The organism is Streptomyces sp. NPDC002324 (genome assembly GCF_053593335.1).
Genome location: NZ_JBSFCF010000026.1, coordinates 35447 through 58649 on the forward strand (window position 1 = coordinate 35447; position 23203 = coordinate 58649).

At 72.8% G+C, this 23203-nt stretch carries 18 protein-coding genes; 15 read left to right on the forward strand and 3 right to left on the reverse strand.

What is annotated here, in order from left to right:
• Positions 1-38: 38 nt before the first annotated feature.
• Both metK and ACWCRJ_RS28935 read left to right on the forward strand, forming a co-directional pair.
• On the forward strand, positions 39-1247 hold the full coding sequence (gene metK / locus ACWCRJ_RS28930) for a methionine adenosyltransferase (protein ID WP_450942064.1): 1209 nt from the start codon (positions 39-41) through the stop codon (positions 1245-1247).
• 131 nt (positions 1248-1378) lie between these two features.
• On the forward strand, positions 1379-3568 hold the full coding sequence (locus ACWCRJ_RS28935; RefSeq protein WP_450942065.1) for a primosomal protein N': 2190 nt from the start codon (positions 1379-1381) through the stop codon (positions 3566-3568).
• Between the two features lie 106 nt (positions 3569-3674).
• Here the strand turns inward: ACWCRJ_RS28935 and ACWCRJ_RS28940 are convergent, their stop codons facing one another.
• Complete coding sequence (locus ACWCRJ_RS28940) at positions 3675-4244, reverse strand: hypothetical protein (protein ID WP_450942066.1); 570 nt, start codon at positions 4242-4244, stop codon at positions 3675-3677.
• Positions 4245-4509: 265 nt separating this feature from the next.
• Between ACWCRJ_RS28940 and fmt the strand changes: the two genes are divergently transcribed.
• Together fmt and ACWCRJ_RS28950 are read left to right on the forward strand one after the other, a co-directional pair.
• On the forward strand, positions 4510-5442 hold the full coding sequence (fmt, locus tag ACWCRJ_RS28945; RefSeq protein ID WP_450942067.1) for a methionyl-tRNA formyltransferase: 933 nt from the start codon (positions 4510-4512) through the stop codon (positions 5440-5442).
• 118 nt (positions 5443-5560) lie between these two features.
• Positions 5561-6991 carry an RsmB/NOP family class I SAM-dependent RNA methyltransferase gene (locus ACWCRJ_RS28950; protein WP_450942068.1) on the forward strand — a complete coding sequence of 477 codons (1431 nt, stop codon included), beginning with the start codon at positions 5561-5563 and terminating at the stop codon, positions 6989-6991.
• 90 nt (positions 6992-7081) lie between these two features.
• Here the strand turns inward: ACWCRJ_RS28950 and ACWCRJ_RS28955 are convergent, their stop codons facing one another.
• Positions 7082-9244 carry an MMPL family transporter gene (locus ACWCRJ_RS28955; RefSeq protein ID WP_450942069.1) on the reverse strand — a complete coding sequence of 721 codons (2163 nt, stop codon included), beginning with the start codon at positions 9242-9244 and terminating at the stop codon, positions 7082-7084.
• 137 nt (positions 9245-9381) lie between these two features.
• On the opposite strand from ACWCRJ_RS28955, the gene rpe reads away from it, so the two are divergent.
• The 5 genes from rpe (at position 9382) to ACWCRJ_RS28980 (ending at position 15201) form a co-directional block, all read left to right on the forward strand.
• Positions 9382-10068: a ribulose-phosphate 3-epimerase gene (gene rpe, locus ACWCRJ_RS28960; RefSeq protein WP_005485520.1), complete on the forward strand. Its 687-nt coding sequence runs from the start codon at positions 9382-9384 to the stop codon at positions 10066-10068.
• A gap of 137 nt (positions 10069-10205) precedes the next feature.
• Positions 10206-11249 (forward strand): sugar-binding transcriptional regulator, encoded by a 1044-nt coding sequence (locus ACWCRJ_RS28965; protein WP_046915291.1) that lies wholly within the window; start codon positions 10206-10208, stop codon positions 11247-11249.
• A gap of 276 nt (positions 11250-11525) precedes the next feature.
• Positions 11526-12968, forward strand: coding sequence for a GuaB1 family IMP dehydrogenase-related protein (locus ACWCRJ_RS28970; RefSeq protein WP_450942070.1), 1443 nt, complete (start codon positions 11526-11528; stop codon positions 12966-12968).
• A gap of 249 nt (positions 12969-13217) precedes the next feature.
• Positions 13218-14738 (forward strand): amino acid permease, encoded by a 1521-nt coding sequence (locus ACWCRJ_RS28975; RefSeq protein WP_450942071.1) that lies wholly within the window; start codon positions 13218-13220, stop codon positions 14736-14738.
• A gap of 10 nt (positions 14739-14748) precedes the next feature.
• Positions 14749-15201: an Lrp/AsnC family transcriptional regulator gene (locus ACWCRJ_RS28980; protein WP_005485524.1), complete on the forward strand. Its 453-nt coding sequence runs from the start codon at positions 14749-14751 to the stop codon at positions 15199-15201.
• Between the two features lie 13 nt (positions 15202-15214).
• Here ACWCRJ_RS28980 and ACWCRJ_RS28985 read toward each other — a convergent pair whose 3' ends face one another.
• Complete coding sequence (locus tag ACWCRJ_RS28985) at positions 15215-15958, reverse strand: GntR family transcriptional regulator (RefSeq protein WP_450942072.1); 744 nt, start codon at positions 15956-15958, stop codon at positions 15215-15217.
• A gap of 229 nt (positions 15959-16187) precedes the next feature.
• Here ACWCRJ_RS28985 and ACWCRJ_RS28990 point away from each other — a divergent pair, with 229 nt between their 5' ends.
• The 6 genes from ACWCRJ_RS28990 (at position 16188) to ACWCRJ_RS29015 (ending at position 23037) form a co-directional block, all read left to right on the forward strand.
• Entirely contained in the window at positions 16188-17342 is a 1155-nt protein-coding gene (locus ACWCRJ_RS28990; protein WP_450942073.1) for an ABC transporter substrate-binding protein, read from the forward strand.
• On the forward strand, positions 17339-18241 hold the full coding sequence (locus tag ACWCRJ_RS28995; RefSeq protein WP_450942074.1) for an ABC transporter permease: 903 nt from the start codon (positions 17339-17341) through the stop codon (positions 18239-18241). Before ACWCRJ_RS28990 ends, ACWCRJ_RS28995 begins: the two co-directional genes overlap by 4 nt.
• Complete coding sequence (locus ACWCRJ_RS29000; protein ID WP_450942075.1) at positions 18229-19077, forward strand: ABC transporter permease; 849 nt, start codon at positions 18229-18231, stop codon at positions 19075-19077. The genes ACWCRJ_RS28995 and ACWCRJ_RS29000 overlap by 13 nt, the downstream gene beginning before the upstream one ends.
• 3 nt (positions 19078-19080) lie before the next feature.
• The gene (locus ACWCRJ_RS29005) at positions 19081-20154 is read left to right on the forward strand and encodes an ABC transporter ATP-binding protein (RefSeq protein WP_450942076.1); all 1074 of its coding nucleotides are present in this window, start codon (positions 19081-19083) and stop codon (positions 20152-20154) included.
• A gap of 61 nt (positions 20155-20215) precedes the next feature.
• Complete coding sequence (locus ACWCRJ_RS29010; RefSeq protein WP_450942077.1) at positions 20216-21685, forward strand: HAD-IA family hydrolase; 1470 nt, start codon at positions 20216-20218, stop codon at positions 21683-21685.
• Between the two features lie 149 nt (positions 21686-21834).
• The gene (locus tag ACWCRJ_RS29015; protein ID WP_450942078.1) at positions 21835-23037 is read left to right on the forward strand and encodes an MFS transporter; all 1203 of its coding nucleotides are present in this window, start codon (positions 21835-21837) and stop codon (positions 23035-23037) included.
• Positions 23038-23203 lie beyond the last annotated feature (166 nt).

Here is a 23203-nt window from a genome sequence, read left to right on the forward strand (position 1 = left end):
ATGATCAGCCAGCAGCCGCTGCAACCCCAGGGAGCGTTGTGTCCCGTCGTCTGTTCACCTCGGAGTCTGTGACCGAGGGCCACCCCGACAAGATCGCTGACCAGATCAGCGATGCCATTCTCGATGCGCTGCTGCGCGAGGACCCCACGTCCCGTGTAGCGGTGGAGACGCTCATCACGACCGGCCTGGTGCACGTGGCCGGCGAGGTCACGACCAAGGCGTACGCGCCGATCGCCCAGCTGGTGCGCGACACCATCCTGGACATCGGCTACGACTCGTCGAAGAAGGGCTTCGACGGCGCCTCCTGCGGTGTGTCGGTGTCGATCGGCTCGCAGTCCCCCGACATCGCGCAGGGTGTGGACACGGCCTACGAGAACCGGGTCGAGGGTGACGAGGACGAGCTGGACCGTCAGGGCGCCGGCGACCAGGGCCTGATGTTCGGTTACGCGACGGACGAGACGCCGACGCTGATGCCGCTGCCGATCTTCCTGGCGCACCGACTGTCGAAGCGCCTGTCCGAGGTCCGCAAGAACGGCACGATCCCCTACCTCCGTCCCGACGGAAAGACCCAGGTCACCATCGAGTACGACGGTGACAAGGCGGTCCGTCTGGACACGGTCGTCGTCTCCTCGCAGCACGCGAGCGACATCGACCTGGAGTCCCTCCTCGCTCCCGACATCCGCGAGTTCGTGGTGGAGCCGGAGCTGAAGGCCCTCCTGGACGACGGCATCAAGCTCGACACCGAGGGTTACCGCCTGCTGGTCAACCCCACCGGCCGCTTCGAGATCGGCGGCCCCATGGGCGACGCCGGCCTCACCGGCCGCAAGATCATCATCGACACCTACGGCGGCATGGCCCGCCACGGCGGCGGCGCCTTCTCCGGCAAGGACCCGTCCAAGGTCGACCGCTCCGCCGCGTACGCGATGCGCTGGGTCGCCAAGAACGTCGTCGCGGCGGGCCTCGCCTCCCGCTGCGAGGTCCAGGTGGCGTACGCCATCGGCAAGGCCGAGCCCGTCGGTCTCTTCGTCGAGACCTTCGGCACGGCCAAGGTCGACACCGACCGGATCGAGAAGGCCATCGACGAGGTCTTCGACCTCCGCCCGGCCGCCATCATCCGCGACCTCGACCTCCTCCGCCCGATCTACGGCCAGACCGCCGCGTACGGTCACTTCGGCCGTGAGCTGCCCGACTTCACCTGGGAGCGCACGGACCGGGTCGAGGCGCTGCGCAAGGCCGCGGGGCTCTAGGTCCTACGGCTCCTCCGCTTCCCGGCGAGGCCCGGTGTCCCTTCGTGGATGCCGGGCCTCGCCGTGTCGTGAGCGCGCTCCGGTGATCGTGGGCGGCGATCGTTGTCAGTGGCGTTTGGGAGAATGCGGGTGTGAGCGGCGAGGACGGGACGAGGGACGGCGGCGCGGCGGGGGACGCGGGGCCGGAGCAGCTCGCGCTGGTCCGGGAGGCGGTGCGGAAGGCCAAGGTGCCGCGCGCCAAGCCGCGGACCTGGCGGGGGGCGGCGCTGGCGAAGGAGCTGCCGGTCGCCCGCGTGCTGGTCGACAAGGGAGTGCTGCATCTCGACCGGTACTTCGACTACGCGGTGCCGGAGGAGCTGGACGAGGTCGCCCGGCCCGGGGTCCGGGTCCGGGTCCGGTTCGGGGCCGGGGGGCGCAACGTCAGACAAGGGCGGCGCGAAGGCGGCTCGCTGATCGACGGGTTCCTGGTCGAGCGGGTCGCCGAGTCGGACTACCCCGGAGCCCTGGCCGCGCTCGCGCAGGTCGTCTCGCCGGAGCCGGTCCTGGGTCCCGAGCTGCTGGGGCTGGCGCGGGCCGTGGCGGACCGCTATGCGGGAAGCCTCGCGGATGTGCTGCAGCTGGCCGTGCCGCCCCGGCACGCCCGGGCGGAGGCCGTGGAGACGGGCGAACCGCCGCCGCCTCCGGCCGCGCCCGAGCCCGGGTCGTGGCTGCGGTACGGACGCGGTGAGGGGTTTCTCCGGGCGCTGGCCGAGGGGGGTTCGCCCCGGGCGGTGTGGACCGCGCTGCCGGGGCCGGAGTGGGCCGAGGAGATCGCGCGGGCCGTGCAGGCGACGCTGGCCTCCGGACGGGGGGCCCTCGTCGTCGTACCGGCGGGGCGGCCGGCCACCCGGGTGGACGAGGCGCTGGGGGAGTTGCTGGGGGAGGGACGGCACGCGCTGCTGACCGCCGACGCCGGTCAGGAGCGGCGGTACCGGGAGTGGCTGGCCGTGCGGCGCGGGGCCGTACGGGCGGTGGTCGGGACCCGGGCCGCCATGTTCGCGCCGGTGCGGGATCTGGGACTGGTCGTCGTCTGGGACGACGGCGACGCCGCCCACAGTGACGACAACGCCCCCTTCCCGCATGTGCGCGAAGTCCTGGAGCTGCGGGCCACGCGGGACAAGTGTGCCTTCCTCCTGGGCGGTTGGAGCTGCACGGTCGAGGCCGCCCAGCTCGTCGAGAGCGGGTGGGCCGCACCGATCGTGGCCGGGCGGGAGCAGGTGCGGGCCGCCGCGCCGCTGGTGCGGACCGTGGGGGACGGCGATCTCGCGCGGGACGAGGCGGCCCGGGCGGCGCGGCTGCCCAGCCTGGCCTGGCAGGTCGCGCGGGACGGCCTCAGGGACGGGCCCGTGCTCGTCCAGGTCCCTCGGCGGGGCTATGTGCCGCGGATGGCCTGCGCGCGGTGCCGGGAGCCCGCGCGGTGCCGGCACTGTGCCGGGCCGCTGGAGGCGAGGGACGGCGCCGGGGCCCTGGTGTGCGGGTGGTGCGGGCGTGAGGAGGCCGGCTGGCACTGCCCCGAGTGCGGGGGCCACCGGCTCCGGGCGCAGGTCGTGGGGGCGCGGCGGACCGCCGAGGAACTGGGGCGCGCCTTTCCGGCCGTACCCGTACGGACCTCCGGGCGGGAACACGTGCTGGACACCGTGCCGGGGTCGCCCGCGCTGGTCGTGAGCACGCCGGGGGCCGAGCCGGTCGCCGAGGGCGGATACGCGGCCGCTCTGCTGCTCGACGGCTGGGCCATGCTCGGACGGCCCGATCTGCGGGCCGGGGAGGACGCGCTGCGGCGGTGGATCGGTGCGGCGGCGCTCGTACGGAACCAGGGGGCGGGCGGCACGGTCGTCGTGGTCGCCGAGCCGACCCTGCGGCCCGTGCAGGCGCTCGTGCGGTGGGATCCGGTGGGGCACGCGGTGCGGGAACTTGCCGAGCGGGCCGAGCTGGGGTTCCCGCCGGTGTCCCGGATGGCGGCCGTGTCGGGGACCGCCGAATCCCTGACCGATTTCCTGGGTGCGGTCGAACTGCCCTCGGATGCCGAGGTGTTGGGGCCGGTCCCGATGGCCGGTCCTCCCTCCGGGGCCGGGTCCGCCGCGGGTGCGGAGGCGGGGAGGGCGCGGCGGACGGGGGTGCCGCCGACCGGGGAGCGATGGGAAAGGGCGCTGATCCGGGTGCCGCCGGGCAGCGGGGCGGCGCTGGCCGCCGCGCTCAAGACCGCGCAGGCGGCGCGGATGGCACGTGGGGTGAGCGAGAGCGCGCGGGTGCGGATTCGGGTGGATCCGCCGGACATCGGGTGAGCCGCCCTAGGCGGGGGCCAGGGCGTGGTGCAGCACGGCACGGGACCGGCGGCATGGGACTGCCTCCCGGCGGACACCGGGAGGCAGGGGGTCGGACAGCCGTCGGTCAGCCGTTGCGCGGGCCGGGGAAGGCCGTGGGTCTGACGTCCTCGCGGAGAGTGGGGCTGCCCGCTGTCGGCTGGGTGGGCATGTGCGCGGGCACAGGGGCCGGGATCGGGGTCGGCATCGAGCGGGCCGCGGGGACCGTGGGGAGGCCGGAGGCGACGTTGACGGTGCGGGAGCCCTGGGGATCGCCCGTCCGCTCCGCTTCCGCCGCGGCCTGGGCGGCCGCGCGGCGGGCGCCGTAACGGCGGTGTACGGCCTGTTTGGTGACCCCGAGGGCCGAGCCCACCGCGTCCCAGGAGAAACCGAGCGAGCGGTCGAAGTCCACGGCGGCCGTGACCAGGGTCTCGACGCTGTCCCGCAGCTCCTGGGCGAGGCGCACGGTCGGGGCGGGGGCGCGTCCGTAGACGACGAAGCCCGTGGAGGGTCCGGAGCGGCGCGGGCGGTAGACGTTGCCCAACTGGGCGGTGAGGGTGCGCAGTGCGTCCACCTGCCGGCGGACCCGCTCGATGTCCCGCACCAGCAAGTGCAGGCTGGCCCGAGCCTGGGCGTCGTGGGTTGCGTGGTCGGCCATGAACAAGCCTCTCGAACCGGCGTTGAAAAGGGGCGATGCCGCGAATGCGGCGCGTAGTGGTCAACTCTTTCTTGACCAACGCGAATTCGCTCCGCTGGTAACGGGGTGGGGGCGTGGGGGCATATGCGTGGGGCGCGTGGGTGGGGGTGCGCCCCTGTCGCCGCGGGCAGTCGTCGGGCCCGGTGGGGAACATAGACTGGGCTGTTGTCCCGCGTCGTCGCGTGTGGGGCCTACGAACTTCCGTGCGAGAGGCCGTCAGTCATCCATGAAGCTTGTCTTCGCTGGTACCCCAGAGGTCGCCGTTCCCGCGTTGGACGCCCTGCTCGCGTCGGGGAGGCATGAGGTGGCCGCGGTCGTGACGCGGCCGGACGCGCCCGCGGGGCGGGGACGGCGGCTGGTCGCGAGCCCGGTGGCGCAGCGGGCGGAGGAGGCGGGCATCGAGGTGCTGAAGCCGAACCGGCCCCGGGACGAGGCGTTCCTCGCGCGGCTCCGGGAGATCGCGCCCGACTGCTGCCCCGTCGTCGCCTACGGGGCCCTGCTGCCCCGGGTCGCCCTCGACGTGCCCGTCCACGGGTGGGTCAACCTGCACTTCTCCCTGCTGCCGGCCTGGCGGGGCGCCGCACCCGTACAGCACTCGATCATGGCGGGGGACGAGATCACCGGGGCCTCCACCTTCCTGATCGAGGAGGGGCTCGACTCCGGGCCGGTGTACGGGACTGTCACCGAGGAGATCCGGCCGACGGACACGAGCGGTGATCTGCTGACCCGGCTCGCCTTCGCGGGATCCGGGCTGCTCGCCGCCACGATGGACGGGATCGAGGACGGCGCCCTCAAGGCCGTGCCGCAGCCCGCCGACGGGATCACCCTCGCGCCGAAGATCACCGTGGAGGACGCCCGGATCGACTGGGCCGCGCCCGCGCTGCGCGTCGACCGGGTCGTCCGCGGCTGCACGCCCGCGCCCGGCGCCTGGACGACGTTCCGCGGTGAGCGGCTCAAGCTCGTCCAGGTGGCGCCGGTGCCCGAGCGGACCGGTCTGGCCCCGGGCGCGCTCGACGTCGGCAAGAACAGCGTCCACGTCGGGACCGGGTCGTACGCGGTGGAGCTGCTCTGGGTACAGGCGCAGGGCAAGAAGCCGATGCGGGCCGCCGACTGGGCGCGCGGGGCGCGGATCGACGCCGGGGAGTCCGTCGGCGACTGAGGCGTCGAGCCCGTCAGCACCCCGACCGCAGGCCGCCACCCCCGGCCGACGCCTGGCGATCCGTCCCCGCGGCGTACGCTGGGCCCGGCATCTCGACCCATATCCGGAGCACCTTTTCGTGAGTGAGCAGTCCCGTCGTCCGGGCAAGCCGGGCAAGCCCTACCGCCGTCCCCACAAGGACCCCGTCCGCATGCTCGCCTTCGAGGCGCTCAGGGCGGTCGACGAACGGGACGCGTACGCGAACCTCGTTCTGCCGCCGCTGCTGCGCCGGGCGCGGGAGAAGGAGGGGCCCGACAAGTTCGACGGGCGGGACGCGGCGCTCGCGACCGAGCTGGTCTACGGGACGCTGCGCCGCCAGGGGACGTACGACGCGGTCATCGCGCAGTGCGTGGACCGGCCGCTGCGCGAGGTCGACCCGCCGGTGCTCGACGTGCTGAGCCTCGGCGCGCATCAGCTGCTGGGCACGCGGATTCCCACCCACGCCGCCGTGTCCGCCTCGGTGGACCTCGCGCGGGTCGTGCTCGGGGACGGGCGGGCCAAGTTCGTGAACGCCGTGCTGCGCAAGATCGCCCAGCACGACCTCGACGGCTGGCTGGAGCGGGTCGCACCGCCCTACGACGACGATCCGGAGGACCACCTCGCCGTCGTGCACTCGCACCCTCGCTGGGTCGTCTCCGCGCTCTGGGACTCCCTCGGCGGCGGGCGCGCCGGCATCGAGGATCTGTTGGAGGCCGACAACGAGCGGCCCGAGGTCACGCTGGTCGCACGGCCCGGCAGGGCCACCACCGAGGAACTGCTCCGGGAGGAGGCCGCGGTGGCGGGGCGCTGGTCGCCGTACGCCGTGCGGCTCTCCGAGGGCGGGGAACCGGGTGCCGTGGACGCCGTACGGGAGGGCCGCGCGGGCGTGCAGGACGAGGGCAGCCAGCTCGTGGCGCTCGCCCTCGCAGGCGCCCCGCTGGAGGGACCCGACAAGGCGTGGCTCGACGGTTGCGCGGGGCCCGGCGGCAAGGCCGCGCTGCTCGCCGCCCTCGCCGCCGAGCGCGGGGCCGTGCTGCTCGCCTCGGAGAAGCAGCCGCATCGGGCGGGGCTGGTCGCGAAGGCGCTGCACGGCAATCCGGGCCCGTACCAGGTGATCGCCGCCGACGGCACCCGTCCGCCCTGGCGGCCCGGCTCGTTCGACCGGGTGCTGATGGACGTGCCCTGTACGGGGCTGGGGGCCCTGCGGCGGCGGCCCGAGGCGCGGTGGCGGCGGCGACCCGAGGACCTGGAGGGGTTCGCCCCGCTCCAGCGCGCGCTGCTGAGGACCGCGCTGGAGTCCGTACGGGTCGGCGGGGTCGTCGGCTACGCGACCTGCTCGCCCCACCTCGCCGAGACCCGCGCGGTCGTCGAGGACGTGCTCAAGAGTTACGGCGGCGCGGCCGACCTGGTCGACGCCCGGCCCCTGCTGGCGGGGGTCCCGGCGCTGGGCGAGGGCCCGGACATCCAGCTGTGGCCGCATCTGCACGGGACGGACGCCATGTATCTGGCGCTCATCCGGCGGGTCGCGTAGCACCCCGCCCGTCAGCCGAGCCCGCCGGTCACCCGTCAGCCGAGTCCATCGGTCACCCGTCAGCCGCGTCCATCGGTCACCCGTCACCCGTCAGCCGCCCGGCGGCCCCGCGGTGCTGCCCGTCGGTTCCTTCGGCGGGGGTGTCGTGGCGCCGTCCTCGTGGGCCAGCCGGTGGGGCCACCACACCTTGGGTCCCACGTCCAGGAACAGGGCTGTGACCAGCACGGACCGCACGATGAAGGTGTCCAGGAGGACACCCAGGGCCACCGCGAAGCCGATCTCGGCGAAGGCGACCATGGGAAGGGTGCCGAGGGCGGCGAAGGTGCCGGCGAGGACCAGGCCGGCCGAGGTGATCACCGCGCCGGTCGCCGCCAGGCCCGTCACCACCCCCTTGCGGGTGCCCTGGTGGGCGGCCTCCTCGCGGATACGGGTGGTCAGGAAGATGTTGTAGTCGATGCCCAGGGCGACCAGGAACACGAAGACGAACAGCGGGAAGTCGGTCGACTCACCTGCGTAGTCGAACAGGTATCTGAACGCGAGCGCGCTGATGCCCAGCGCGGCGGCGAAGGACAGGATCACCGTCCCGATCAGCAGCAGTGGTGCGACCAGGGCGCGGAGCAGGCCACAGAGGATCAGCAGGACCACGACCAGCACGAGCGGGATGATCAGGATGTTGTCGTGGGTCGTCGCCTCGTCCATGTCCAGCAGGGCCGCCGTACCGCCGCCGACCTGGGCGTCGGCGTCCGGCACCTCGTGGACGGCGTCGCGGACCCGTTCCACGGTCTGCTTCGCGGCCTCGCTGTCGGCGGGGTCGGACATGGTGGCCTCGAAGAGGACCCGGCCCTCGTGGGCGGGCTTCGTGCCGGGGGGCAGGCCGAGGGAGTCCGCCACGACACCTTCCGTGTCGGCGACCGCGCGGCCCACCTCCCGGGCCTGCGCCTGGTTGCTGACGACCACGAGAGGGTCGCCGCTGCCGGCCGGGAAGTACTGCGCCGAGACCTCCTGGCCGACGATCGAGTCCGGTTTCCCGGTGAAGGCGTCCGCGTTGCCGATGCCTTCCGCGCGCAGCTGGAGCAGACCCAGCGAGCACAGGGCCAGGGCGGCCGCCGTGGCGACCCAGACCGTGCGGGGCCGACGGGAGAAGCGGCGGCCCATGCGGGCCCACACGCCGTGCTCGGTCGGGTCGGCGCTGCCGAGGTGCGGAATCACCGGCCAGAAGATCCAGCGGCCGAAGATCACCAGCAGGGCTGGGAACAGCGTCATCATCGCGAGCAGGGCGACCGCGACGCCGATGGCCGCCACCGGGCCCAGCCCGCTCGTCGAGTTCATCTCGGCGGCCAGCAGCACCAGCATGCTCAGGACGACCGTCGCGCCGGACGCCAGCACCGCCGGGCCCGCCCGGTGCAGGGCGAGGGCCATCGCCTCGTGGCGGTCCTCGTGACGGCGCAGTTCCTCGCGGTAGCGGGCCACGAGCAGCAGGGCGTAGTCGGTGCCCGCGCCGAAGACGAGGACGGTGAGGATGCCCGCGCTCTGGCCGTTCACGGTCAACCCGGTGTGTTCCGCCAGCAGGTAGATCAGGGCCTGGGCCGTGAACAGGGCGGCGATGACCCCGATCAGGGGGACCAGGATGAGGGTCGGACTGCGGTAGGTGAGCAGCAGCATCACGATGACGACGGCCATCGCGGACATCAGCAGGGTGGAGTCGATGCCCTCGAACGCCTCGGAGAAGTCGGCGGACGTACCGCCCGGACCCGTGATGTGCACGGCGAGCCCGTCACCGCCCTCAGCACCCTGCCCCGCGGTGTCCCGGATCGAGTCGACCGCGGGCGCGATCCGCTCCCAGCCCTTCTCGTCCATCGTGATCGGCACGAAGACCTGGGCCGCCCGCGGGTCGGCGGCACGGTCGTAGACGGGCCCCCGGGTCTGTGCGCCGATGATCCCGTGGGCGGTGAGCCGCTTGAGGTCCCGCACGTCCGCCTCGATCGCCGACCGGTCCTCGGCGGTCAGGCCGCTCTCCCGGGCGTAGACGACGACCGCCGGGATCTGTTCGGGCCGGAAGCCCTCGGAGATCTCCAGGACCTGCGTCGACTCGGCCGAGCCCGGCAACCACGAGGCCGCGTCGTTGTCCTGCGCGTCGGTGAGCTTCGTGGCGAACGGCGCCACCACGAACAGCACCACCAGCCACAGCCCCAGCACGACCCACTTGGCCCGCCGTCCGCAGACGAGATGCCCGATGCCCCGGTCGCCTGTCATGACCACCTCCGCAAGTGCGTCCCCTGAGGGGCGCGGGGAACGGCGCGAGCAACCACGGACGGCTCGCAGCCGAAATACCACCGTCCCCACCCGGTACCGATGCCCGCAACCCCCGGAGGGCATGGCAGGCTTGGCCCATGGCCGCGCAGATCAACCCCAGCATCCTGTCCGCCGACTTCGCCCGTCTCGCCGACGAGGCGAAGGCGGTCGAAGGCGCCGACTGGCTCCATGTGGACGTGATGGACAACCATTTCGTGCCGAACCTCACGCTCGGTGTGCCGGTCGTAGAGTCCCTGGCCCGTGCGACGGAGACGCCGCTGGACTGTCATCTGATGATCGAGGCCCCCGATCGGTGGGCGCCCCAGTACGTGGAAGCGGGTGCGGGTTCCGTCACCTTCCACGCCGAGGCGGCCGCCGCACCGGTGCGGCTCGCCCGCGAGATCCGGGCCAAGGGAGCCAGGGCCTCCATGGCGCTCAGGCCCGCGACGCCGATCGAGCCGTTCGAGGATCTGCTGCCCGAACTCGACATGGTGCTGATCATGACGGTCGAACCGGGCTTCGGAGGCCAGGCCTTTCTCGACATCATGCTCCCCAAGATTCGCCGGACCCGCGAGTTGATCAGCAAGCACGGGCTCGACCTGTGGCTCCAGGTCGACGGCGGTGTCTCCGCGTCCACCATCGAGCGCTGCGCCGAGGCGGGCGCGGACGTCTTCGTCGCCGGTTCCGCGGTGTACGGGGCGGACGACCCGGCCGAGGCGGTGCGCGCACTGCGGGCGCAGGCGGAGGCCACGACGGCGACCGCGGGCTGGGCCTGCGGCCACTGAATTACGTTCGCACGACCGTGCGAACGTCGAGGCGGGCGTGGCATGTCGTGCGTATAGAGGGCCAAGGGAACGTGAACGACATTCCTTCGGGCTGATCGAAAACGTCGGATCTGCAAGGATGAACGGCGTATCCATGTGTGAAGAGCAGTGAGGAGATGACCGTGTCGGGTATGTCGGCGGGCCGGTCAGCCATGCGGATGGGACCCGCTGAGCTGGTTCAGGCGGCGGCCATGGCACGCCGTTTCTACCTAGAGGGGAAGTCCAAGATCCAGATCGCCGAGGAGTTCGGCGTGAGCCGCTTCAAGGTGGCCCGGGTCCTGGAGACCGCCCTCGAACGGGATCTCGTACGCATCGAGATCCGCGTCCCCGCGGAGCTGGACGCGGAGCGCTCCGACGCGCTGCGCGCCCGCTACGGCCTGCGGCACGCCGTGGTCGTGGAGTCCCCGGCGGAGGCCGAGGAGACGACCGACCCGGAGAACCTCGGCGAGGTCGCCGCGGATCTGCTCGGCGAGCTGGTGGACGAGGGCGCCATCCTCGGCCTCGCCTGGGGCCGCTCCACCATCCACATGGCGGCCGCCCTCGACCGGCTGCCGCCCTGCACGGTGGTGCAGCTGACGGGGGTCTACGACGCCGGGACGGCCGAGCGCGGCTCGGTCGAGGCGGTCCGGCGGGCCGCGCAGGTGTCGGGCGGCGACGCCCACCCCATCTACGCGCCGATGCTGCTCCCGGACGCGGCGACCGCCAGCGCGCTGCGCCACCAGACCGGCATCGCGCGGGCCTTCGAGTACTTCGACAAGGTCACCGTCGCCTGTGTCTCCATCGGCTCGTGGGAGGCGGGCATCTCCACGGTGCACGACATGCTCAGCGACGAGGAGCGCGGCCACTACGCCTCCCTCGGTGTCGCCGCGGAGATGTCCGCGCATCTCTTCGACGCCGAGGGCCGCCGCGTCGGGCGCGACCTGGGCGAGCGGTGCATCACGGTCAAGGCCGACCAGCTCCGCCGTATCCCCGAGGTCGTCGCGATCGCGGGCGGGCAGCGCAAGGCGGCCGCGATCGACGCGGTGCTGCGGTCGGGGCTGGTGACCAGCCTCGTCACCGACACCTCGGCGGCGGACTACCTGCTGACGGCCGGGCAGACGCCCCGGCCGGCACTCAACCGGGCGGACCCCGACGGGGTCTGACGGGGCGCCCCGCGGACGCCCGTGGGGTGGTGCGCACCACCGGGCTCCGGCGGGCGCGCGGCCGGAGGTACGCGGCGGCACCCGTGGTGAGCCGGCACCCGTGGCGATCCGGCGGATCGTGCGCGCTCTCGGAGGATCCTCCCAGGCCGCCCACCGCCCCTCTGGACGATCCGTCGGGGCCGTTCGCACCCGCCGACATGGGACAATGAGGTACGTGCTCTTCCCCCTGACGGTCCTGTCAGGGGGTCACCTCTGATCGACCGGGATGTGCGGCACGTGCGTTTCCTCAATGACATCCAGCCCCCGTACGACCTGACGTACGACGACGTCTTCATGGTCCCCAGCCGCAGCGCCGTCGGATCACGGCAGGGAGTGGACCTGGCCTCCCCGGACGGCACGGGCACCACCATCCCGCTCGTCGTCGCCAACATGACCGCCATCGCCGGCCGTCGCATGGCCGAGACGGTGGCCCGCCGCGGTGGCCTGGTGGTCGTCCCGCAGGACATCCCCAACGAGGTCGTCACCGACGTCATCTCCTGGGTCAAGAGCCGCCACCTCGTCCTCGACACCCCCATCGTGCTGAACCCGCACCAGACGGTCGCCGACGCGCTGGCCCTGCTGCCGAAGCGGGCGCACAACGCGGGCGTCGTCGTCGACGAGGCGCTCCGGCCCGTCGGTGTCGTCACCGACGCGGATCTGACCGGCGTCGACCGCTTCACCCAGCTCGAAGTCGTCATGTCCCGGGACCTGTTGCTCCTGGACGCCGACATCGACCCGCGCGAGGCCTTCAACCGCCTCGACGCGGCCAACCGCCGCTACGCGCCCGCCGTCGACAAGGACGGCCGCCTCGCCGGCATCCTCACCCGCAAGGGCGCGCTCCGCGCCACGCTGTACACCCCCGCCGTCGACGCGAAGGGCAAGCTCCGCGTCGCCGCCGCCGTCGGGGTCAACGGCGACTTCGTGGGCAAGGCCGAGGAACTGCTCGACGCGGGCGTCGACACGCTGGTCATCGACACCGCGCACGGCCACCAGGAGTCGATGATCAACGCGATCAAGCTGGTGCGCGATCTCGACCCCCGGGTGCCGATCGTGGCCGGCAACATCGTCGCCGCCGAGGGGGTGCGCGACCTGATCGAGGCCGGCGCGGACATCGTCAAGGTCGGTGTCGGACCCGGCGCGATGTGCACCACCCGGATGATGACCGGGGTCGGGCGGCCGCAGTTCTCCGCCGTCCTGGAGTGCGCGGCCGAGGCGAAGAAGTACGGCAAGCACGTGTGGGCCGACGGCGGAGTGCGGCACCCCCGCGATGTCGCCATGGCGCTGGCGGCCGGTGCGTCGAACGTGATGATCGGGTCGTGGTTCGCGGGCACGTACGAGTCGCCGGGCGACCTGCAGCAGGACGCGAGCGGGCGGCTCTACAAGGAGTCCTTCGGGATGGCGTCCGCACGGGCCGTGCGCAACCGCACCAGCGAGGAGTCGGCGTACGACCGGGCGCGCAAGGCGCTGTTCGAGGAGGGCATCTCGACGTCGCGGATGTTCCTGGACCCGGCGCGGCCGGGTGTCGAGGACCTGATCGACTCGGTGATCGCGGGGGTGCGGTCCTCGTGCACGTACGCGGGGGCGGGATCCCTGGAGGAGTTCGCGGAGCGGGCCGTGGTGGGCATCCAGAGCGCGGCCGGTTACGCGGAGGGCAAGCCGCTGCACGCCAGCTGGAGCTAGCCTCCGAGGCGCGTGATCCGGAAGGCGCACAGGAGTCGGAACCGGCCGTGCAACGAAGCTTCGCGCACCCGCCGGTAACGCAACGATCTTGCGTCGGCGCGCAAGGTTGCCGCATTACGCATGTGAAGGTCTGACTCATAGGGTCAAGCGCTGTACGTGGCGTGGCGGGGACTCCTGCTCGGTGGCCCCCTGCTGTTCGGTGCCGGCGGTCCTCACCCGCCCTGACCGGCAGCGATGAAGGAGCCACGCGTGCTCGACCAAGGCGCACCCCCGCAGCATGAGAATCAGCCGGCCCCGCCGTCCGGTGGCGTCGGGGCGCGGCTGATGCGCCGCAAGCCCGTGGAACGCCTGGTCGCGGAGGGCGGGCAGGGTGAGGGCGGGTCGCTGCGGCGGTCGCTCGGACTGTGGCAGCTGACGATGATCAGCATCGGGGCCACGCTCGGCACCGGCATCTTCGTCGTCCTGGGCGAGGCCGTCCCCAAGGCCGGGCCCGCCGTCACCCTCTCCTTCGTGATAGCCGGGCTCACCGCGCTGTTCTCCGCCCTGTCGTACGCGGAGCTGGCCGGCACGATCCCGGTCTCCGGATCCTCGTACTCGTACACGTATGCGACGATGGGCGAGCTGGTGGCCTGGGTCTGCGGCTGGTGTCTGGTGCTGGAGTACGGGGTGTCGGTGGCGGCCGTCGCGGTCGGCTGGGGCGAGTACCTCAACGAGCTGCTGGACGGGACGATCGGCGTGACCATCCCGGACGCGCTGTCCGCGCCGCCCGGGGACGGGGGCGTCTTCAACCTGCCCGCGCTGATCGTCGTCCTGCTCGCGATGGCGTTCCTGCTGGGCGGGGCCCGTGAGTCCGCCCGCGCCAACACGATCATGGTCGTGGTGAAGATCGCCGCCCTGCTGCTGTTCTGCCTCATCGGCGTGCAGGGCTTCCGGTCCGGCAACTACGAGAACTTCATGCCGCTCGGCATGGCGGGCGTCAGCGCGGCCGGGGCGACGCTGTTCTTCTCCTACATCGGGTTCGACGCGGCCTCGACCGCCGGTGAGGAGGCGAAGAACGCACAGCGGGACCTGCCGCGCGCGATCATGCTGTCGCTGCTCATCGTCACCGCGCTGTACGTGCTGGTCGCCGCCGTCGCGATCGGCGCGCGGCCCTGGGAGGGGTTCGGCGAGTCGGAGGCCGCGCTCGCCGGGATCATGAAGGACGTCACCGGGGACGCGTTCTGGGGGACGCTGCTGGCGGCCGGGGCCGTCATCGCCATCGCGAGCGTGGTGCTGACCGTGCTGTACGGGCAGACCCGGATCCTGTTCGCCATGTCCCGGGACGGGCTCGTGCCCCAGGTGTTCTCCCGTGTGCACCCGAGGACCGGGACGCCGCGCGTCAACACCGTGATCGTGTCGCTGTTCTGCGGTGTGCTCGCCGCCGCCATTCCGCTGGGGCAGCTCGCGGATGCCACGAGCATCGGTACGTTGTTCGCGTTCGCGCTGGTCAACGTGGCCGTCGTGGTGCTGCGGCGGACTCGTCCGGACATGCCCCGGACGTTCCGGGTGCCGCTGTCGCCGGTGCTGCCCGCGCTGGGACTGGCGTTCTGCGTCTGGATGATGGGCAGCCTCGACACCGTCACCTGGGTCGTCTTCGGCGTCTGGATGGCCGCCGGGCTCGTGTTCTACTTCAGTTACGGCTACCGCCGCTCGCGTCTCGCGGCGGCCCCGGCCCCTTCGACTCCGCCGTCCCCATCGGCTCCCTCGTCCCCGTCGACTCCAGAGAAGTGATCCACCCGCAGTGCTGAACCCTCTCGACGAACGCATCGTGCACGCCCTCGCCGAGGACGCCCGCCGTTCCTACTCCGACATCGGCCAGCTCGTCGGGCTGTCCGCGCCCGCGGTGAAACGGCGGGTGGACCGGCTCCGGGCGACCGGGGCGATCACCGGCTTCACGGTCCGGGTCGACCCCGCCGCGCTCGGCTGGGAGACCGAGGGGTTCGTCGAGATCTACTGCCGTCGGAACACCTCGCCGGAGACGATCCAGCGGGGGCTGGAGCGGTATCAGGAGGTCGTCGCCGCGTCGACCGTCACCGGTGAGGCCGATGCCGTGGTGCAGGTCTTCGCCTCGGACATGCGGCACTTCGAGCGGGTGCTGGAGCGGATCGCCGGGGAGCCGTTCGTCGAGCGGACCAAGTCCGTGCTCGTGCTGTCGCCCCTGCTGCGGCGGTTCTCCTCCGGGTCGCCCGCCTGAGAGGCCGGGCCCCTCAGGGGGCCGCGGTCTTCCGCGCCAGCGCGTTGTTGCCTATCGAGTTGTGCACGCTGAAGCTCACCGCGTCCGGGCGGTAGCGGTCGTCGGACCACTCCACCGGCCGGCCCTCACGGGTGGTGGTGACACGCCGGACCCGCAGGAGCGGGCTCGTCCGGCGCACGGCCAGGAACTCGGCGTCCTGGGCACCGGCGGCCACGGCGTCGATGACGTGCTCGCCGTAGGCGAAGACCAGACCCGTGTCGTCGAGCAGGCGCTGGGTCACCGAGGGGCAGTCCGCCTCGATCGGCTCGACGGCGGGGGAGATCCAGTCGGCGTAGACCGTGCGCTCCAACAGGACGGGCCGGCCGTCGAGCCCGCGCAGACGCAGGACGTGCAGGAGGCGGGCGCCCGGGGCGACCTGGAGGCGTACGCGGTCCTCGGCGGTGGCGGTCCGGTACTCCTGGACCACCACCCGGCCCGTCGCCTCGCGGCCCATCGCGCGCGCCCACTGGGCGAAGCTGCGCAGCTCCGCGAAGCTCTGGCTGCGGCGGCCGGCCAGGACCACCCGCCGGGCGCCCTGGCGTGAGCCGATGAGGCCCTCGGCGGTCAGCGTCGCCACCGCCTGCCGGACGGTGCCGCGCGAGACGCCGTAGCGGGCCGCGAGTTCGGTCTCCGGCGGCAGCAGACTCCCCACCGTGTAGTCCTCACGGTCGATCGCCCGCCGCAGCTCCTCGGCGATCTCCTCGTGTCGCGCCGCCATGCTCCCCCTCCGCTCGTCCGGTCGCCTTCTGTGCACAGCGCGCCCAGCCTAGCGAGCCTTGACAGAAACCGGCGAACACCGCGCGCGGCCAGTGATTGTGCGGGAAAACGTGCACGAGTATTTCGCGGGAGTTTACCTGCGTGATATGAAGCGCGGACGTAATGAGGCCAACTTGTTCAGACAAGTGCTCCACCCAGATCGTTCCGCTGCGCGTACCCCTGGAGAGCTCGTGACCCTCTTCCTGACAAGATCCGCCGTGATCGGCGGCGGCCTCGCCGTCGCCGCCGCACTCACCCTCACCGCCTGCGGCGCGGCCCCCGAGGCCGCGACCACCGACGACGGCGTCAACGCGGCCACCGCGACCTCGGCCAAGGACTTCGGCGGCATGGACGCGCTGGTCGCGGCGGCCAAGAAGGAGGGCAAGCTCAACGCGATCGCCCTGCCCCGCGACTGGGCCAACTACGGCGCCCTGATCGACGGGTTCCAGAAGAAGTACGGGATCAAGATCGAGGTCGAGAACCCGGACGGGGCCAGCCAGGACGAGATCAACGCCGTCACCTCGCGCAAGGGCCAGGACCGGGCGCCCGACGTGCTCGACCTGGGCAGCTCCTTCGCGCTGAGCGCCGCCCAGCAGGGGCTGCTCGCGCCGTACGAGGTGGCCTCCTTCGCCGACATCCCCGAGGGCCAGAAGGACCCGAAGGCCCAGTGGTACAACGACTACGGCGGCTACATCTCCATCGGCTGCGACGCCAAGCGCGTGAAGGCGTGTCCGCAGACCTTCGCCGACCTGCTGAAGCCGCAGTACAAGGGACAGGTCGCCCTCAACGGCAACCCCACCAAGTCCGGCTCCGCCTTCGGCGGCGTCTGGGCGGCCTCGCTGGCGAGCGGCGGATCGTTCGACGACATCCAGCCCGGCCTGGACTTCTTCGCCAAGCTGAAGAAGAACGGCAACTACACGCCCGTCGAGTCGACGCCGGCCACCGTCGAGAAGGGCGAGACGCCCATCAGCATCGACTGGGACTACCTGAACGCCGGGTACGCCGACGAGTTCAAGTCCAAGGGCGTCGACTGGAAGGTGGTCGTTCCCGAGGACGGCAAGTTCTCCCAGTACTACTCCCAGGCCATCAACAAGGACGCGCCCCACCCGGCCGCCGCCCGCCTCTGGCAGGAGTACCTCTACAGCGCCGAGGGCCAGAACCTGTGGCTCGCCGGATACGCCCGCCCGGCCCTGATGCCCGCCATGGAGAAGGCCGGCACGCTGGACGCGACGGCCGCGGCCAAGCTGCCGAAGGTGTCCGGCACGCCCGAGTTCCCGACCGAGGACCAGCAGACCAAGGCCAAGGACGCGCTCGGACAGGGCTGGGCCAAGGCGGTCTCCGGGTGACCGCCGTCGTCACCGAGGCCGACACGGCACTGGTGGCCGCCGCTTCCGTGAAGCGGCGGCCCCGCCCCGGCGGCTGGCTCGCCGTGCTGCCGCTGCTGGCCTTCGTCGCGGTCGCCTTCGGACTGCCCGCACTCGCCATGCTGAACGGCGCGTTCACCGTCAAGGACCAGGCGACCGGCGCCACCTCGTACACCACGGCGAACATGACGGCCTCCGTGCAGGGGGCCTACCTCACGGCCATGCTCGGCAGTGTGAAGCTGTCCGCCGTCTCGGCCGGCCTCGCGGCCCTCCTCGGGCTGCCGCTCGCCCAGGCCGTGGTGACCTCCCGCTTCCCGGCACTGCGCGAGGCGGTCCTCACCGCCTCCGGGGTGCTCGCCAACTTCGGCGGTGTCCCGCTCGCCTTCGCCTTCGTCGCCACCCTCGGCAACGCCGGTGTCCTGACCAGGCGGCTGGGGCTGACGGACAAGGGCTGGGACCTCTACAGCTTCTGGGGCCTGGTCATCGTCTACCTGTACTTCCTGATCCCGCTGATGGTCCTCACCATCACCCCCGCCCTCGACGGACTGCGCGTCCAGTGGCGGGAGGCCGCGCGGAACAACGGCGCCACCGGGCTGCAGTACTGGATCCACGTCGCCCTGCCCGTGCTCGCGCCCTCGCTGCTCGGCGGACTCGTGCTGCTGTTCGGCAGCGCCTTCGCCGCGTACGCCACCGCCGCGGCCATGGTGGGCAGCTCCATCCCGCTGGTCACCCTGCAGATCGCCGACGCCATCTCCGGCAACGTCCTGGTCGGCCAGGAGAACGTGGCGCTCGCCCTCAGCCTCGACATGGTCCTGATCGCCGGGCTGGTCATGGCCGTGTATCTGCCCCTGCAACGACGGAGTGCGCGATGGCTGGCCTGAACCCCGGGCGCCCGGCCACGCGGCGCACCGCCCTCTGGCGCCCGCTCGTCCTCGCCCTCGCCGGGCTGTACTTCCTCGTCCCGCTCGCCGCCTCCGTGGTCTTCACGGTCGACGTGCCGGGCGAGGGGATCACCTTCGAGGCCTACGGCCAGATCCTCGGCACCGACGGCTTCGTCTCCAGCCTGCTGCTCTCACTGGAGCTGGCCGCCGCGACCATCGCCGTCGTCCTGCTGCTGATGGTGCCCGCCATGGTCGCGCTGCGGCTCGGCGCGCCGAGGCTGCGGCCCGTGGTGGAGGTCGTGTGCTCCCTGCCTCTGGTGGTGCCGCCGATCGCGTTCGTCGCCGGGCTCGGCACCGTGCTCAAGTGGGGACCCGAACACCTCTCCAGGACCCCGCTGTTCCAGACCTTCGTGGCGATCCAGAACCCCGACTTCCCCGTGGTGCTGGTCCTCGCCTACGTCGTGATGGCGCTGCCCTTCGTGTACCGGGCGCTGGACGCGGGCCTGCGCGCCATGGACGTACCCACCCTCGTCGAGGCAGCGCGCAGCTGCGGGGCGAGCTGGCCGCAGGCACTGGTGCGGGCCGTGCTGCCCAATCTGCGCGGGGCCCTGCTCAACTCCGCGTTCCTCACCCTGGCGCTCGTGCTCGGCGAGTTCACCGTCGCCCAGCTGCTGGGCTTCCGGCCGTTCGCCGTGTGGATCGTCAACGTCAGCGGCTCGCAGGCCCAGCTCTCGGTCGCCGTCTCGGTGCTCAGCCTGCTCGTCACCTGGGCCATGCTCCTCGCGCTCGCCTCCTTCGGCGGACGCACCCCAACCGCTTCCGCCTCCCGGGGATGAACGATGACCGTGCTTGAGACAACAGCGACCGACACCGCCGCCACCGTCGAATTCCGGGGCCTGCGCCGGGAGTTCGGTGCGACCGTGGCCCTCGACGGACTCGACCTGGCCGTCCGGCCCGGTGAACTGCTCGCGCTGCTGGGCCCGTCCGGCTGCGGCAAGACCACCGCGCTGCGGATGCTCGCCGGCTTCGAGCATCCCGACTCCGGCGAGGTGCTGGTCGACGGCGAGGACGTCACCCGCGTCCCGGCCCACCGGCGCGACGCCGGGATGGTCTTCCAGTCGTACAGCCTCTTCCCGCACCTCAGCGCCCTCGACAACGTGGCCTTCGGACTGCGCATGCGCAAGGTGCGCAACTCCGAACGGCGCTCCCGGGCCGCCGAGTTGCTCGACCTCGTGGGCCTCGCCGACAAGGGCGCCCAGTACCCCCACCAGCTCTCCGGCGGCCAGCAGCAGCGCGTCGCCCTCGCCCGGGCCCTCGCCCTGCGGCCCCGGGTGCTGCTGCTCGACGAACCGCTCTCCGCCCTCGACGCCAAGGTGCGGCTCACGCTCCGTGAGGAGATCCGCCGGCTCCAGCAGGAGCTGGGCATCACCACCCTGTTCGTCACGCACGACCAGGAGGAGGCGCTGTCCATGGCCGACCGGGTCGCCGTCATGCACGCCGGACGGCTCGAACAGTGCGCGGCCCCCGTCGAGTTGTACGGCCGCCCCGCCACCGCCTTCGTCGCCGAGTTCGTCGGCACGATGAGCCGCATCCCGGGCCGGCTGGCCGGCACGACGGTCGAGGTGCTGGGCCGGCGGCTGCCCGTGGACGGGGCGGCGCCGGCCGCCACGGAGGTGGACGTGCTCCTGCGGCCGGAGGCGGTCGGCGTACGGGCGGACGACACAGGTGACGCCCGGGTGGTCGCCACCGCGTTCCTCGGCGCCGCCACCCGCCTCACCGTGCGGCTCGCCGACGGCAGCGAGGTCAAGGCCGACCTGCCCACGCACGAGGCGGCGACCCTCGGCGCCGGCGCGGCCGTCACCGTCAGCCTCCCCGAGCGGCCGGTGCTGGTCGCCGCCCGTGCCTCCCGCTGACCACCCCCGCCCGGCCCCCACGGCCGGGCACCGTCCGACACCCCCACGGAAAGAGAGACCCTTGTCCCGACTGCCGCTCCAGGCCGCCCTGTTCGACATGGACGGCACGCTCGTCGACACCGAGCGGCTCTGGTGGGACGCGGTGGAGGAGGTGGCCGCCGGCCTCGGTCGCGCGCTGACCGAGGCCGACCAGCCGGACGTCCTCGGCCGCCCGGTCGAGCACACCGCCGCCTGGCTCGCCGGCATCACCGGAGCACCGTCGGACGGACTCGCCGCCGACCTGCACCGGGAGTTCGCCGACCGGGTCCGCACCGGCATCGTGCCCCGCCCGGGCGCGCTGGAGCTGCTGCGGGCCCTGGCCCGCGAGGGCGTCCCCACCGCCCTGGTCACCGCCTCCCCGCGTGCCGTCGCCGACACCGTCCTCGACGCCCTCGGCCGCGACCTGTTCGCCGTCTCGGTCACCGCCGACGACACCGAGCACACCAAGCCGGCCCCCGACCCCTACCTCGCCGCCTGCCGTGCCCTCGGCGTCGAGCCCGCCGCGTGCGTGGCCGTCGAGGACACCGGCACCGGAGTCGCCTCGGCCGAGGCGGCGGGCTGCGTGGTCCTCGCCGTGCCCTCGCTCGCCCCGATCGACGAGGCCCCGGGGCGGACCGTACGGGAGACCCTGGAGTCCGAGACCCCGGCGAGCCTGCGCCGGCTGGTCGCCCCCGACGGACCGACCCTGCGGGTGATGACCTGGAACCTCTGGCACGGCGGCACCAGGGTGCGCGACCACCGCGCCAAACAGCTCAAGGTCATCACCGAGACCGGCGCCGACGTGGTCGGCCTCCAGGAGACCCGCGGCACCGCCGCCCAGGAACTCGCCGAGGCCCTCGGCTGGCACCACCACCGGGCCGGCGACAACCTCGGCATCATCAGCCGCCACCCGATCACGGCCCGCTTCGGCGACCCCGACGTCGGCTTCTACGGGGCGGCGGGAGTCCGCATCAGAACCGACTCCGGCTCCGAGGTGGACATCTGGACCGTCCACCTGGACTACACGCCCTACGGGCCCTACGAGGCCGCCTTCGACGGGCTGGAGGCCCCCCAGCTGATCGCGCACGAGGAGGTGCGGCTCGCCCAGCTGCGGGACTGCCTGCGCCGGATCGACGACAGCGTGCCGGTCGTCCTCGTGGGCGACTTCAACAGCCCGTCCCACCTCGACCGGCCGGACGTCGACTGGCCGGTCACCCTCGCCGCCGAGACGGCCGGCCTGCGCGACTCCTACCGGGAGGCCCACCCCGACCCCGTACGGGAGCCGGGCCACACCTGGTCGCCGGTCCACGTAGCACACGAGGACGGCAGCGGCCGGCCGGAGCCCCAGGACCGCATCGACTTCGTCCTCCACCGGGGCCTCGCGGTCCTCGACTCCCGGACCTATGTCAGCGGTACGCCCCGCCACTGGCCGGACGTCGAGGACAACGACTGGCCGTCGGACCACGCGGCGGTGATCACCACGTTCGCGCCGGCCGCGGCCGCCGGGACGTGACCTCCCGATATCCGGTGGGCCGGACGGGCCCGCCGGACTAGCATCGGTGCCATGACCTGGCGACATTGATCCACCAGCCGTGCCCGCTCCCGAGGGCCGCCTCGGACGCCGCAGCGACGACGTCCGATCCGCCCCCTCGGGAAGGCCTCATGACTCTCTCACCCACGCGTGTGCCCGATGCCCGGACCAGCGGTGTCCGGCGGCTGACGGCCACGCTGTACGGCTACGCGTTCCTCGACGACTTCGTGCTGCTCTACCCGGTGTACGCGCTGCTGTTCAGCGACGCCGGACTGTCAATCTGGCAGATCTCCTCCCTGTTCGCCCTGTGGTCGCTCACCGGGATCCTGCTGGAGGTCCCCTCCGGCGCCTGGGCCGACACCGTCTCCCGGCGGCTGCTGCTCTGGCTGGGCCCGCTGCTCACCGCGGCCGGCTTCGCCCTGTGGGTGGCCGTCCCGTCGTACGGGGCCTTCGCCGCGGGCTTCGTCCTGTGGGGCGTGCGCGGCGCCCTCGGCTCCGGCGCGCTGGAGGCGCTGGTCTACGACGAACTGGACCGGCTCGGCGCGGCCGACCGGTACGCGCGCGTCATCGGCCGGGCCCAGGCGGTCGGCATGGTCGCCGTGATGGCGGCGATGGGGCTGGCGGGACCGGTCCTCGACCTGGGCGGCTATCCGGCCGTGGGCGCGGCGAGCGTGCTGGTCTGCGTGTCGACCTCGCTGGTGGCCGTCCGGCTCCCCGAGCACCGGAAGGCCGCGGCACCGGGCACGGACACGGCGACCTCCTCCCTCACCACCCTGCGGGCCGGGCTGGCCGAGGTGCGCCGGGACCGTTCGGTACGGGGAGCGATGCTGCTCGTCCCGGCCGTCGGCGCGGTCTGGGGCGCCCTCGACGAGTACACGCCGTTGCTGGTCCGGGACACGGGGGTGGCCGAGCGGACGGTGCCGTATCTGCTGCTGGTCATCTGGGCGGGGCCGGCGATCGGCAGCCTGCTGACCGGGGTGGGGGAGCGGTTGAGCAGGGCCGGGCTGGGGGTGGTGCTGGCGGGCTCGGCGGCCGCGCTGGCCGTGGGGGCGCTGATGGGGACGCCGGCCGGGATCGGGCTGGTGGCCGTCGCCTTCGGTGGCTTCCAGCTGGTCGATGTGCTCGCCGACGCGCGCTTGCAGGACCGGATCGAGGGCGCTCGGCGGGCCACGCTGACCTCGGTGGCGAGCGTGGGGACGCAGGCGGCGACGGTGGCCGTGTTCGCCGCGTACGCCGTGATCGGGGCGTCCGCCACCCACGGGGTCTCGTTCGCCGTGTTCGCGGTGCCGTATCTGGTGACCGCGGCAGTGCTGGTGGTGCGCAGGGGCGCGTAGAGCGGGGGTGGCAGTCCGAGGCGCGTGCAGGGGAGGGGGCGACCCCTCCCCTGCACGCAACGAATCGCCGTCCTCGCCGCGTCACACGCAACGAATGCCGCTCCGGTGCGCAACGGCCGCCGCTTGTCCGGTTCGGCGCGCCGACCGTACCGTCTAGGTGACCCCC